At 47.6% G+C, this 14,276-nt stretch carries 9 protein-coding genes; 8 read left to right on the top strand and 1 reads right to left on the bottom strand.

Translation table 11 applies throughout. The features are described 5' to 3' along the window. Positions 1-94 precede the first annotated feature (94 nt). The gene (locus tag AC1DPK_RS00440) at positions 95-400 is read right to left on the bottom strand and encodes a hypothetical protein (protein WP_477508909.1); all 306 of its coding nucleotides are present in this window, start codon (positions 398-400) and stop codon (positions 95-97) included. A gap of 170 nt (positions 401-570) precedes the next feature. Here AC1DPK_RS00440 and AC1DPK_RS00435 point away from each other — a divergent pair, with 170 nt between their 5' ends. From AC1DPK_RS00435 to AC1DPK_RS00400, 8 genes are all read left to right on the top strand, one after another. After that, positions 571-702 (top strand): hypothetical protein, encoded by a 132-nt coding sequence (locus tag AC1DPK_RS00435; RefSeq protein ID WP_477508908.1) that lies wholly within the window; start codon positions 571-573, stop codon positions 700-702. Positions 703-922: 220 nt separating this feature from the next. After that, positions 923-3,292, top strand: coding sequence for a beta-galactosidase (locus tag AC1DPK_RS00430; RefSeq protein WP_477508907.1), 2,370 nt, complete (start codon positions 923-925; stop codon positions 3,290-3,292). 506 nt (positions 3,293-3,798) lie between these two features. After that, positions 3,799-6,195 carry a glycoside hydrolase family 95 protein gene (locus AC1DPK_RS00425; RefSeq protein WP_477508906.1) on the top strand — a complete coding sequence of 799 codons (2,397 nt, stop codon included), beginning with the start codon at positions 3,799-3,801 and terminating at the stop codon, positions 6,193-6,195. 625 nt (positions 6,196-6,820) lie between these two features. Further along, positions 6,821-7,531 (top strand): metallophosphoesterase family protein, encoded by a 711-nt coding sequence (locus AC1DPK_RS00420; protein WP_477508905.1) that lies wholly within the window; start codon positions 6,821-6,823, stop codon positions 7,529-7,531. 281 nt (positions 7,532-7,812) lie between these two features. Then, positions 7,813-8,994 carry a polysaccharide lyase 6 family protein gene (locus tag AC1DPK_RS00415; protein WP_477508904.1) on the top strand — a complete coding sequence of 394 codons (1,182 nt, stop codon included), beginning with the start codon at positions 7,813-7,815 and terminating at the stop codon, positions 8,992-8,994. 21 nt (positions 8,995-9,015) lie between these two features. Further along, the gene (locus AC1DPK_RS00410; protein ID WP_477508903.1) at positions 9,016-11,370 is read left to right on the top strand and encodes an AraC family transcriptional regulator; all 2,355 of its coding nucleotides are present in this window, start codon (positions 9,016-9,018) and stop codon (positions 11,368-11,370) included. Positions 11,371-11,542: 172 nt separating this feature from the next. After that, positions 11,543-13,213: a type 2 periplasmic-binding domain-containing protein gene (locus AC1DPK_RS00405; RefSeq protein ID WP_477508902.1), complete on the top strand. Its 1,671-nt coding sequence runs from the start codon at positions 11,543-11,545 to the stop codon at positions 13,211-13,213. A gap of 103 nt (positions 13,214-13,316) precedes the next feature. Further along, the gene (locus AC1DPK_RS00400; protein ID WP_076267706.1) at positions 13,317-14,270 is read left to right on the top strand and encodes an ABC transporter permease; all 954 of its coding nucleotides are present in this window, start codon (positions 13,317-13,319) and stop codon (positions 14,268-14,270) included. The last annotated feature ends 6 nt before the right edge of the window (positions 14,271-14,276 follow it).

The following is a 14,276-nucleotide window of genomic DNA, read 5'->3' as shown; positions in this document are numbered from 1 at the left end:
GAAGAGATAAACCGAAGAGGACAAAAGGTAGATTAGGAGGAACAACCGACGGCAGACATTCGAGCTGCCGTCGGTTTCATGTGAAAGGGAATTTTTAGCTGGTAACAGTGAAGATAACCGTTTGCTTAGGTCCCTTGTTTCCTATCTTGTCTATCGCATACACATCGATCTCGTAGGTTTGGATCAGTGCCTCATACGGAATTGGATAAGACCATGTGAACGATCCGTCTTCTTCGCGTTTCATTGCATCGTAAATCCCGTAATCCGAAATTCTTATGATCGTTTTGTCGATCTCGATGCTATCCCCGAGATTGCCGTACTCCACTTTAAGTTTTGCCCAATCTCCGCGTTTTCCTTCATTCGGCGTAAAGATAGCTTTCAATTCGTACATTTCATGCATGAATATCAACTCCTTTTAATTTGTACTGACTAGTCAGTATTATCATATTCGGGACAATAGGCTTTGTCAAACGATTATATCCATCATTGCTTCGAATATTAAGAAATGAGAACGACCTAAAAATCTAACTATATCTCTTCATATTGAACTGGAATCTAGAGGATCGGAGGATGAGTGTGACGCTTGTCTCGAACGTCGATCAGACAGTCGATTTTAGAGTAAGGGGCGGAGAAGTGAGTAAGTTGAAGTTGCTTGCAGGTGAACGCTGGAAGATGGACAACAAGCCATGTTCTGAACTCTAATGGCCTTCTGGTCAGCAATCAGTTTCGATTTTTAAATATCTGACTACGAGATTAATATTTGTATAAGACAGTTCGACGGATTTGGACAATGATCTTAAAAAATGCCCGTTGTTCAGGTAGGATTCCAAAATTATGATGGAAGTGAAATTTAATTCAAGCGCTCGAATCCAGTGCAACAGCTCGGATGGGTTGGAAGGACGCATACTCGGGGAGTGAAACAATGAAATACTTACTAGATGTCGGCAATCAACGAAAGCCAGTATTGATCGAAGGCCATCTAAAAATGGGAGGCACCAATCCGGCGGGAGAGGAAATCAACGTGAACAGCTTGCATCTCACCCGCGAAGGAAAGCCGTGGCTGCCGGTTATGGGGGAGTTTCATTTCTCCAGGTTTCCTCATGGACAGTGGGAGGAAGAGCTGCTTAAGATGAAAGCGGGTGGCATCCAGATCGTCGCTACTTATATATTCTGGATCTATCATGAAGAAACAGAAGGTCGCTTCGATTGGTCGGGAGACAAGGATCTTAGGACATTCGTGCAGCTCTGTCAGAAGAACGAATTGGAGGTTCTTGTTCGCATAGGCCCATGGGCGCATGGCGAATGCCGTAATGGAGGCTTTCCGGATTGGATCTATGGAAGATGCGCGTTACGGACAAACGATGATGACTATTTGTGGTATGTTAGAAGGTTTTACGGGGAAATTGCTAAGCAGATCGAAGGGCTGTCCTTCCAAGATGGCGGCTCGATCGTCGGTATGCAATTCGACAACGAGTTGACGGATAACCCCGAGCATTTGCGAACCTTAAAGAGTATCGCGCGAGAATTGGGCATGAAAGCTCCTTTATATACGGTTACAGGTTGGGGAGGCCCAGGTGGAGCACGGATTCCGAAGGACGAAATGCTGCCGCTATTCGGAGGTTATCCGGATCATCCTTGGGAAAAGCATACAAACCAACTGCCTCCAGGACCGCATTATTTCTTCCATTCAGTACGCAATGATCCGAGCATCGGCAGCGATCTGTTCGGCGAGAAAGCCGTTGATATTAAAGATTTGGAAGACATCGAACGTTATCCCGATGGCTCTTGCGAGCTTGGGGGCGGCGTGCAAATTACCTATCATCGGCGTCCCATCATACAGGCGGACGACGTTGGCGCGATGGCGATGATTAAGATAGCTAACGGGTGCAATCTGCTGGGCTATTATATGTATCATGGAGGAACCCAGCCGCTCGGAGAACTTTCAACGATGCAAGAATCCAATCCCCAAGGCAATCAGTTGCCCGTACGGAGCTACGATTTCCAGGCGCCGCTCGGAGAGTTTGGCGGAATCAGGGATTCTTATAGAAAACTAAAGCGGCTTCATTTATTTCTACACGATTTCGGAGATAGGCTGGCGCCTATGGCTGTGGTTTTTCCGCAAGTTCGGCCTTCATCCTTGGAGGATAACGAGACGGTACGCGTCGTAGCGAGAGCGCAAGGAGATAGCGGCTTCCTGTTCTTCAACAACTACCAGAGACTGACGGAGATGAAAGACAAGGATGACGTACAGGTTGAATTGCGGTTGCCCGGAGGTGAGCTGAACGTTCCTGCAAATGGATTTACGCTTAAGAAGGACGGTTACTTCTTCTGGCCATTCCATATGGATATGGACGGTGTACGTTTGAAATATGCGACCGCACAGTTGTTATGTAGGCTTCGCGGAGATGGGGAGACGCTGTATGTATTCTTCGAGGTTTCTGGCGTGCGCCCCGAATTCGCCTTCGAATCGGATACCGTTTCCGATGTCGAATTGAAAGAGGGAACTTTGGTTCGGCAGGATGGTACGCTCGCCATTTCCGATCTGAAACCGGGGTCTGGCTGCGAATTCGCTGTTCGCTCTGTTGCCAGTCATGTCGTTAAGGTGCTGACAATAACCGAAGAGCAGTCGCTGCATTTGTGGAAGGGCCGGGCATTTGGAGGTGAACGGTTAATTCTATGCGAAGGAAACGTCGTGTTTAAGGAGAAAGGATTGCGCATTAGCGGTACTGAAGCCGACCGGATGGCATTTGCTGTTTATCCTCCTGTTGAACATAACATCACTTGTCAGGGCGTTTCGTTGAAGACTTCACAAGACAAAGAGGGGATATTCCAGGCGTTCAAGCCGATCCTGCAAACTCGTGAAGTCGAATTCTCATGGAAGCGGATCCGTGATTCTACGCTAAACGGAGATTTCTTCAACTATTTATTCGAAGATAAGGGGCAAGAAGGAACAGCACCTGAATGGGAGATTCGTATAGATGCTTCGGCATTCGATGAAGCGAGCGAAATCACGTTGATCGTCGATTTCGTAGGAGACGTAGTACAAGCCTATATTGCCGGACAATGCGTCGCAGATCAGTTCTATAACGGCGTCCCTTGGAAAATAGGCTTAAAGAGATTTCGTGATCAATTGGCGAGCCATTCGATTGTTCTGAAAATTTCTCCTCTATTAAAGGAGAGAGACATCTACATGCCATCCAGACCACTGGAAGATCGCCAGCCAGAGATTTTGGCGCTTTCTGCGGAAGCGGAGTATGCGATTAGCATAGACAATGGCAATCGGAGGGTTTAAAGGATCTGAATGATATGAATGTGGGTCAGCTTATAAAGAATGTGCAGATAACTTAGCTCCAAACGTTTCGGTAAGTCAAGTAAGCGCAGGCTAATAAGGGATTCTATGAGCATGAGATGCTGCTTGGCCAATACGGCTAACCAAACGAATAGCCCAACTGATGCAAATTCCCAATCCCCTAATAACTTAGGGGTTAGGGATTTTTATGTTTTATGTAAAGCACCTTAATATCGGATACCTAAGTGCTTATAAATGATCCGTATTCATTTAATGAAAACGTTTTATAATTAAGACTATAGAAAGGAGGCAAACATGAAAACGAATTCACATCCTGTTACATGAACCTCTCTGACCAGTCCTTTACCAGACATATTCAGCAGACGTTTCAGAAAGCAGATCACGTTTCAAATATTTGTGTGGCTAGGACATTTTTATAAAGTATTTAAACAATAGGTTGGCGTAACCCCCGGCAGTTATCGGGAAACAACAAAGAGGAGTGAACGTGAATGAATATGTATTTTGACAAGCCGGCAGATGTATGGACAGAGGCGCTGCCTGTTGGGAATGGGCATCTAGGGGCGATGATTTTCGGCGGTGTGGAAAGAGAACGATTACAACTAAATGAGGATACGCTTTGGTCAGGTCCCCCTAAGGGAGATAATAATCCGAATGCATTAGCGGTGTTGCCCGAAGTTAGGAAGCTGCTGCAAGAAGAGCGATATGAAGAAGCAGACGAGCTAGCGAAGTCTATGTTGGGCCCCTATACACAATCCTACTTGCCATTAGGAGATCTCATACTCGATTTTTATCATGGTGATCTAGCTACCGAATACAAACGAAGCCTTGAATTGGCGACTGCTATTGCCCGTGTTGAGTTTAAGGTGGGAGATAACCGTATCATTCGTGAGACGTTCTGTTCTTACCCAGATAAGATACTTGTAATGAGATTAACTGCCAGCAAAGCTTCGTCGCTTAACTTCTCTGCTAGGATGCAGAGTCCGCTAAAATATCGAATGTCTGTGCGAGATGATAGTCTCGTCATGAATGGCCGCTGTCCGGATCATGTGGATCCAAGCTATTATTGTACCGATAACCCAATCGTATATAAAGAAGAAGTGGAAAGTGAGGCTATTCGCTTTGAGGCGGGGCTAACCGCAACAGCGGATGGTGGAATGATAGAGCTGGATGATAGCGGTCTTCATGTCAGTAAAGCCTCTTCGGTTATACTTATATGGACTGCTGCATCTAGCTTTAATGGTTATGATAAGTCGCCTACTCATGAGGGGAAGAATCCGTCCGAGGAGGTTGCAAGACGATTATCGCTAGCGGCAGCACAGTCCTATGATTTGCTGAAGGATAAACATCTTGCCGACTACAAGCCTTTGTTTGATCGTGTCCAATTGCAATTAGATTCGGCTTCATCGGAACATGAATCAGAGATACCAATTAATAAACGGATTAGGATGCACGGAGCTGATGATCATGGACTCATAGAGCTATTTTTCCAATATGGACGATATTTGCTTATTGCCAGCTCTCGGAAAGGAAGTCAGCCGGCTAATCTTCAAGGGATATGGAACCGAGAAACGAGGGCGCCGTGGAGCAGCAATTGGACGCTGAATATTAATGCGCAAATGAATTATTGGCTTGCAGAGACCTGCGGATTGCCTGATTGTCACGACCCATTATTTGATTTGATTGACAGTTTGAAAATTAAAGGAAGTGAGACAGCCAAGGTGCATTATGGCATAAGAGGCTGGACAGCTCATCAAAATACTGATATTTGGGCACAAACAGCGCCTGTAGGCGACTATGGGCATGGTGATCCAGTCTGGGCACTATGGCCGATGGCGGGAGCATGGCTATGCAGTCATTTATGGGAGCATTATTTATTTGGTGGTAGTCTCCTATTTCTTAAAGAGCGTGCATATCCGATTATGAAGCAGGCGGCTCTGTTCATAAGTGATTATTTAACGGAGGATCATCAAGGCTCGTTAGTCACATCGCCTTCCACTTCTCCCGAGCATAAATTCAAAAATCCTGCGAATGGCAGCTTAGTTGGTGTGTCGACGGCAAGCGCTATGGATATGGAACTTATTTGGGAGCTGTTTACAAACTGCGTTAAAGCTGCAGAAGTGCTACAGGTGGATGAGGAGTGGCAGAAGGAGCTGCTCAGCAAGAGAGATAAGTTAGCTCCGCTTCGAATCGGAAGAGGAGGCAGACTCCAAGAATGGTCTGTTGATTTCGATGAAGAGGATCCCCATCACCGCCATGTTTCTCATTTATATGGCGTTTATCCGGGCAGTCAATTTACGAAAGATCACGATAGTGACTTGTTCAAGGCAGCTCGTCGCTCTTTAGAAATTCGGGGTGATGAAGGAACAGGTTGGAGTCTCGCATGGAAAGTTGGACTATGGGCACGCTTTGGCGAAGGCAACCGTTCTCGTAAATTAATTAGTCATTTGCTGCGAATTGTTGATGAGAGGGACCCAGATAGAGGGCATACTGGAGGAGTTTACCCGAATCTTTTCGATGCTCACCCTCCATTTCAGATTGATGGAAACTTTGGGGTAACGGCTGGCATTGCTGAAATGCTGCTGCAGTCACATGCAGGGAAGCTGCAACTGCTGCCGGCTTTGCCGGATACTTGGCAGACGGGAAGCGTAACAGGCTTGCGTGCGCGCGGCGGATTCGAGATAGGGATAGAATGGGCAAGCGGTAGGCTTTCGCAAGCCAAGCTTGTTTCAAAGCTAGGACGCAATTGTACGATAGATGCTGAAGTAGAAATTGAAGCTATCAATAATGGAGTAGTTATAGCTAAGTCGGAGCAGCATATTAAGAAAATTTCTTTTCCTACAGTTGCAGGTGAACAGTACATAATTAGACCAATTTCTGCTTTGTGATATCAAGCTTAATGATCAGACAATTTCCGGACTTTTTATGTAAAAGGATTTCGCAAGAAAATGGATAGGAATAGCAAGTTAATCATTTAATCTTCTAAATAGGATGAAAAACATTCCGTCCCCCTTGCATTTGAGGGTTGCCGAGCATAAACGAGTCACGATTTGAATAAAAAACATTGATGAGCAGGTGCTACGGTAACCTGCTCTATTTATTGAGCTAACGGAAGCTAGTATGAGGCAGCGTACGTGCCCTTTTTCTCGAAAATTTACGATCTCATGAGTGACTTTTTTAACATTTGATGTCCATTCCAGAATTTGCAGATAGGAAATCGATATATTCGAGGGGGGGTTTAGCTTTTGACGATTTATCAAAGTTCCATCTTTTTATATAAAGGAGGGAGAGTGTGCTGGGCAAATGGGAGAACACTTAGATCCGAATGCTGGAGTGGGTTCGTGCCGGGTGCCGAGGGGGAGTAAAGCTGGCTTTAACCAAGTTGTTCGGAACAAAAAACGGAAATCGTACAGGGGTGGGAGCGCAACCGTTTCATGCCAGGGGATACATTGCGCGGGTGGAAGTGGTGACGGTACTGCTGGGAATTTTGAATTTATGGGAGTTGAACTGAATATGAAAGCTTTAATTATTTCGGATATTCACAGCAACGTCTATGCATTGGAATCGATCCGCAAAGCAGAACAAGGCTGTGACTTAATCTATTGCGCGGGAGATCTCGTAGACTACGGTCCTTTCCCGCGGGAAGTTATCGAATGGGTGCATAAGAACGATGCAATTTGCGTTCGCGGCAACCACGACGACATTATTATTGACCTATACCGAAACGGCAATAGAGGTCATGATGTGGCGGAGGATAGTATCAAGTGGGCACATTGCAATGCAAGGCTGCTCGGTGAAGCGGAAATTTCCTTCCTAGAAAGCATACCAGTCTACCGCACATTCGAAATGGATGGCTATCGTTATACGATGCAGCATCTGTACGACAACTATTTGACGATTGACAGCTTGCCCAAGTACGACGCTTTCTGGGAGGAACGCAGTGGCGAGACAACAGAGGACACAGGAGATCGCCGCATTATATTCGGACATACGCATCGCAGATGCATTCATTATTTGAGCGACACCAGTTTGTGGCTGAATCCGGGAAGCGTGTCCTACCGCCGTCGCGACGATCCGTCGAAAGAAGCGCACTATTTCACGATTACCGATGGCAAAATTGCAATGAAAAGTCTTGTCTATGACCGCACGCCTCTGCTTGAAGCAGCACAAAAGTTGCTGTTGAAGGAAGAAGAGATGAAGGTTGCATACTTTTTTTTCGGTTAAGCGGGCTGGTAAACAGGCAGCTGCAAAGGGGACGTATCCACGATTTGATATCGGGATACGTCCTTTCGCATGTTTTGTCCACCGCAGGTTGCGATTTACAGGTTGCAAGGCGATAATTTTCGCTATTTTTGAGCCTCAGTTTACTTTTTTATGATTGTTTCATTTTTTTACACTATGGCATGGGAAACGTATCTTTCATAATAGAGGTTGTGAAGTTGCTGATATGATCCTGCAAAGGCTGCGGATCATATCAGCCTATTTAATAGGAAGCAGGTGGGAAGATGACTACTATTTATTGGGTGTCGAGCAGCGACGAGTTGGCGGCAGCCATGGGCCGGGCAGAACCTGGTTCCACGATCTTGTTGGCAGACGGCGTTTATGAGCGGAATGAAGACTATATCATTGAAGGCAAAGTGGGATCGGACACCGCCATATTAAGCATTCGCGCTGTCAATAAAGGAAAAGCGACGATAGCTGGCGAATCAAGTATACGCATCTTGAACTCTGCTTATGTAGAGGTATGGGGGCTGCTATTCCAGGTCGAGCAGCGCGAATCTATCATTCTGGACGGTTCGCGGCATGTGAGGATTGCGCGGAATAGATTTGAGCCGCGACAGGTTGGGGCGGAGTACAGCCTGCTGTCTGTGGTGGGAAGCGGCAGCGGCTGGAACCGAATCGAACGCAACGAGTTCGGGCCAAAGGCCGACCTTGGACCGCTCGTCATTTTTGATGGCGACGGGGAACAAATTTCGCAGCATGATGTTATCGAATATAATTATTTTCATCATATAGGCCCACGAGTCGTCAACGGGCTTGAAGCGATCCGGCTCGGCTTGTCCGGAATCTCTCTCTCGAACGGTTATATTACGATTCAACACAATCTGTTTGAAAATTGCGACGGAGAGCCCGAGATTATTTCGGTAAAAAGCTGCTATAATACAATTCGGTACAACACATTCCTTAACTCCGCCGGCCAAGTGACTGCGCGGCACGGACATGGAAACCGTTTTCATCACAATGTGTTTATCGGTGATGGCATGAAGGAAGAGATGGGCGGGTTTCGCATTTACGGCAACGACCATCACATTTTTGATAATTATATGGAAAACTTGACGTTGGATGCGCTGCTCGTTGACGGCGGTAACTACGATGGGGGTCCAGGCGGCTATCCGGAGGCGCCGACGCAGCAGGAACTGAGGAAACATTGGCGCGTCTATCGCGCGCATGTCGTGAATAATACGATTGTGAATTGTCGTCATGGTATTACGCTGGGCAAGCGGATTCCTTATGCGCCTGAGAATTGTGTAATCGCTTACAACCGTGTATGCGGCAAGGAGCAACAGGCCATATATGAATACCGGCCGTCTCCGGCGGTATGTATCAACAATCAGAAAGCGGAAGTCGAGGATATTCGTTGTCCGGCCATTCTAACAAGAATTGACGTCGGTCCCGACTCCGACTAAAGCTAACATGGAGGAGAACCTATGGCCCAAACTCGAAACCGGTGGACGATCTATCTAAAGCAGCTCCGGCACAAAAATCGCAGCGTATTTCTGACCTGGATGCTTTCATACATTTCGGTGCTGCTCGTGCCCATTCTGATCAGCGGCGTTATATACGGCGCGACGCTGAACGTTGTAAAGGCCGAAATTAACCGCGCCAACCAATCCATTCTTGTTCAGATGGAGCAAGCCATAGATAGCCAGTTCAAAGGAATCGAGAGCCTAAGCCTCGAGGTGAGCCTCAACAGGCGAATCGCATCATTTATTTCTGCCGATCCCATTTTGTCTGATTCAGATCACTACGAAATATACCAAATCGCCAATGATTTGCGCGTATATGAAATTGCTAACGATTTTCTTGAAGGCATTTATATTTATTACAAAAATAGCGATACGGTCATCGCCCGCAACAACCGTATGAACATCGAAGCGTTATACGACCATATCCGCCTTGAAGAGCAAATGCCGTTCCAGTCGTTTCAAAAATATTTTGACCAATGGTACATTAAAGGCTACCACTCGGTTGTTGTATCTGAAGAGAATGAGTGGAGGCCTACGGTCATGTATGCCCAAAATGCGACATCAACGATCATGAATCAGCCGGGAGCTGTCTTGCTATTTATGATTGACCGCAGCAAGCTGCTGGAGCAAGCGTCGGTGCCTGAGGAAGGCACTATCTTTATTTTGGATGAAGACAATCGGTTCATTGCGTCTACGGGCGAGTCGCTGGCGGAACCTGCTCTAAACTACAGCGATATGCCGGAAGAATCAGGGCAACTGGAGATCGAGGCTTCCGGTCGCAGGCTTGTTGCATCCTATACAACCTCCTCCATTACGGGATGGAAATATGTGATGACGCTTCCGGCGGGCGTATACCACCAGAAGATGAACGTAGTAGAGCAATTGACGAACGCAAGCATCTTGCTTTGCCTTATTATTGGCGGTGGCGTGACGTATTGGCTGCTCAAGCGGAACTACCTGCCGATTCATGCGCTCATTCAGAGCTTGTCGTTCAAGGCTGGTGTTACATTCGATCGCGGCTCTAATGAATACTCCTTTCTGGAGCAGGCGCTGAGCAGCACCTTCCATGAGAAGGAGGAGCTTCATAACAAGCTGAATCAGCATAACAATACACTCAGATCGCATTTCCTGCAGCGGTTGCTGAAAGGGCAGCTCGACAGCCATATCCCGCTGCACGAATCGTTCTCAGCCTATGATCTGCGCTTCCCGCTGGGCGGATTTTCTGTTATCTTGCTGCGCATCGAGCATTTCGGCAAGTTCCATCGGAAGGATGAGGATCAGGTACATAACAAGCGGTTGCTGCACTTCCTGATCGCCAATGTGGTCGAGGAGGTTGCGCGAAAGTCCGTCAACGCCTATGCGGTAGAGCTGGACCAGGAGCTGCTCGCCTGCATCGTCAACCATCAGCTTGTTTCGCCGGTGGAGCAGCGGGGGGAGCTGGAGCACATCGCGGAAGAAACGATGTCGTTCATCGCAAGTCATGCCGATGTCCAGTTGACCGCTGCCTTCAGTGCACAGCAGGAGGGCGAATATGGCATCTTCCAGGCGTTTCAGGAAGCGGTCGAGGCGATGGAATTCCGTATCATTGCAGGCAGCGGGGGCATTATTCATTATGCGGACCTGAGCGGCAGCGACAACCAGGGGACTGCTCCTGGTGGTTATTTTTATCCTCTCAAGGCCGAGCAGCAATTGATCGTTATGGTTCGCGAAGGCCAGCTCGAAAAGGCGAAAACGTTTGTCGGGGAGATTGTTCAGAAAAATGTTACGACAGAGCCGTATCCTTTCCATACAGCGAAATGTCTCATGTTCGATCTGATGGCAACGCTGCAAAAAGTAATTGGAGAAATCCGCATCGCGGGCAAGCCGGATATGCCTGACGGAGTGCGCGCCATAGAACGCCTGATGCAATGCCAGACGGTTGGGGAGATGCGCAGCCAGCTATACGATATGCTGGAGCTTTTGTGCGGCTACGTTAATAATAACCGTGAATACTGCAGCAATCCGCTAATCGATAAGGTCATGAAATATGTTAACGAGTATTACCAAGACGAGAACCTGAACATTTCGATGATCGGGGAAGCCTTCTCCATGACGCCGTCGTATGTTTCCAAATTGTTTAAGGATCTTGCGGGCGAATCTCTGCTCGACTACATTAACAAGACGCGGCTGGCGCAGGCCAAATTGCTGCTTACCAGTGAGAAATATAATGTCAGCGAAATATCGCTGATGGTCGGTTACAACGATGTGAATACCTTCCACCGCATATTTAAAAAGTTCGAAGGCATTACGCCCGGGCGCTACAGGGAAGTCAAGTAGCTCTCGGGCTTTTTTTCAAGAAAAAGCGGTTAACTTGCGGTTTTGCTACCCTCATTTTTGAGAAATTGCAGTATATTTGAGGTTTTGACAATGGTTTGTGGCACTGAATTAGCGTTACGATGAAAGCGTATTCACACCAACATATTCGATACGAAAAGAACGGAGGGGCACAATGGCGAAAAATCGAAACGGCAAGATGCACAAAGGGCTGCAGCTTACACTGGGGATCACAATGGTACTCTCATTGTTGTTAACCGCATGCACGAGTAATGGGGGCTCCGGCAACAAGGACAAGACAGAGCCAACTCAAAGCGCCGTCAGCAATACGGGCGGCAATGACGAAAGCAAAGGCAACGAGGGAGCGAATAAGCCGGTTTATCCGCTGGATGCCAAAGATACGTTCTCGTACTGGGCTCCAATCAACGGAAACCTGATTACATTTACAACGAATCTGGCGGAAGYGCCAATCGGGAAGGCGATTGCAGAAGCTACCGGCGTGAAAGTAACCTACATCCACCCGACCGACGGTCAAGCGGAAGAGCAGTTTAATTTGTTGCTGGCTTCCAGCAAGCTGCCGGATGTGCTGGAGTACGACTGGAGCATCTATCCAGGTGGACCAGAAAAGGCGATTGCAGACGGGGTTATCGTACCGCTCAACGATTTGATCGATAAATATGCGCCTAATCTAAAGAAGATGCTGGAAGCTGATCCGGATCTGGATAAAATGGTGAAAACCGACAGCGGCCAATATTACGCCTTCCCGATGGTACGCAACTCGGAAGGCGTAGTCTTCCGCGGACCAATGCTGCGCAAAGACTGGCTGGATGAGCTGGGGCTGCAATTGCCTGTGACGATAGATGATTGGCATAAGGTCCTAACGGCGTTCAAAGAGAAAAAAGGCGCCGCAGCACCGCTGACGGCACTATACGCGAACAAAATGAATTTACAGGATGCGTTTTTCGGCGCATACAAAACGTCGCACGGCTTCTATATTGACGATCAGGGCAAAGTGAAATACGGTCCGTTAGATCCGCAATACAAAGATGTTTTGACGTTGTTCCGCCAGTGGTATTCCGAAGGGCTGATTGATAAAGACTTTCCAATCGTCGAGCGCAACACGCTGGATAAGCGGTTTCTGAACGGCGAGTCCGGCGCAACTGTTTACCTGCTGGGCGGCGGCATGGGCAAATGGCTGGAGTCCGGCAAAGCACAAAATCCGGATTTTAATCTCGCAGCGGCTCCTTATCCGGTATTGAAAGCAGGCGAAAAACCATTCACCGGACAGCGCGATTTCAAATATAACCCGAAAGCAAGCGCGGCCGTGACGACATCAGCGAAAGACCTGGAAACGATCGTAAAATGGCTGGATTTCGCATTTAGCGAGCAAGGAACCATGATGTACAACTTCGGCGTTGAAGGCGAAAGCTACACGATGGACAACGGCGTCCCGAAATTTACCGATATGATCGTGAAAAACGAAAAGTACACTTCGCAGCAGATGCTGGCGCAATATACAGTTCCGAATGGCCCGTTCCCGATGCATGAGCAAAAATCGACCAACACGTTTCCGCAACAGGATGAGGCGGTCAAGGTTTGGTCGGAGACCGATGCGGAGAAACATATTTTGCCCGCGTTCATTACGCCTACTGTAGATGAGAGCAAGAAGGTAGCGCAGACGATGACGGCAATCAACACGTATCTGGAAGAAATGTTTATCAAATTTTTAATGGGCAACGAACCGCTCGACAAGTTCGACAGCTTCGTGAAGCAGCTGGAAGATATGGGCATTCGCGATGTAATCGACATCTATCAAGGTGCCTTGGAACGCTACAACAAAAGATAACTCCATGTATCGTCTTGCGGCAGGCTGCTGGCCGCCGTGGGGACAGGGGGTGGTGCAACCATCCCCTGCCGATGATGCTGCATGTGGACAGGAGGAGTAGGAGATGGCTCAGTTGAAGCTGGGACGCAGCAAAGTCGCGCATGCCGGGCGTCTGCCGCTTAATATCGCGAAAGACATAGTTAAGAACAAGTATTTGTACATCATGCTTACTCCTGTTTTGGCATATTTCATTATTTTTCAATATTTCCCGATGTACGGTGCAATTATTGCGTTCAAGGATTTTAATCCCAGGCTTGGAATTGGGGGCAGCGCGTGGGCTGGGCTTGAGCATTTCAGAGACTTTTTTGGCGGAATGTATTTTTGGCGGGTGTTTAAAAACACTCTGATGATAAGCTTGTACGATCTCGTTTTCGGTTTTCCCGCTCCGCTTATTCTCGCCTTGCTGCTTAATGAGGTGAAAAATGCGCTGTTCAAGCGTTCGGTTCAGACGATCACTTATTTGCCGCATTTTATTTCGCTTGTCATTATTTGCGGCATGATCAAGGATTTTACGAGCAGTGACGGTGTCATTAACGATATTATCGCATTTTTCGGCGGCGAGCGGATCACGATGCTGCTGGAGCCGTCTTTTTTCCGGACGATCTTCGTTTCGTCGAATATTTGGCAGCATGTAGGCTGGGGGACAATTATTTACTTGGCCGCGCTGTCTGCGATCGATCCCGAGCAATATGAAGCTTGCAAGATCGACGGCGGTGGACGCTGGAAGCAGATGCTTAATGTTACTCTACCGGGGTTGCTGCCCGTCTTCGTTATATTGCTCATCCTGGACATTGGCCGAATTATGAGCGTTGGCTTCGAGAAAGTTATTCTGCTGTACAACCCGACCACTTATGTGACAGCGGATGTCATTTCCTCGTATGTGTACCGAGTCGGGCTTCAAGATTTTCAATTCAGTTTCAGCTCAGCAGTCGGATTGTTCAACTCCGTGATTAACTTCGCGCTCGTTATCGGCTCCAACTGGATAAGCCGAAAGTTGAACAATACGGGCTTGTGGTAGAGGAGG

Source organism: Paenibacillus sp. 01T424, from assembly GCF_056398745.1.
This window is presented reverse-complemented; position numbering and strand designations above follow the sequence as displayed.

What these genes read in the sequence shown, in the direction of transcription:
- AC1DPK_RS00410 (WP_477508903.1), top strand. Translation starts at nt 9,016, where the DNA reads ATGGCCCAAACTCGAAACCGGTGGACGATCTATCTAAAGCAGCTCCGG.
- AC1DPK_RS00440 (WP_477508909.1), bottom strand. Translation starts at nt 400, where the DNA reads ATGCATGAAATGTACGAATTGAAAGCTATCTTTACGCCGAATGAAGGA.
- AC1DPK_RS00435 (WP_477508908.1), top strand. Translation starts at nt 571, where the DNA reads ATGAGTGTGACGCTTGTCTCGAACGTCGATCAGACAGTCGATTTTAGA.
- AC1DPK_RS00425 (WP_477508906.1), top strand. Translation starts at nt 3,799, where the DNA reads ATGAATATGTATTTTGACAAGCCGGCAGATGTATGGACAGAGGCGCTG.
- AC1DPK_RS00415 (WP_477508904.1), top strand. Translation starts at nt 7,813, where the DNA reads ATGACTACTATTTATTGGGTGTCGAGCAGCGACGAGTTGGCGGCAGCC.
- AC1DPK_RS00400 (WP_076267706.1), top strand. Translation starts at nt 13,317, where the DNA reads ATGGCTCAGTTGAAGCTGGGACGCAGCAAAGTCGCGCATGCCGGGCGT.
- AC1DPK_RS00420 (WP_477508905.1), top strand. Translation starts at nt 6,821, where the DNA reads ATGAAAGCTTTAATTATTTCGGATATTCACAGCAACGTCTATGCATTG.
- AC1DPK_RS00430 (WP_477508907.1), top strand. Translation starts at nt 923, where the DNA reads ATGAAATACTTACTAGATGTCGGCAATCAACGAAAGCCAGTATTGATC.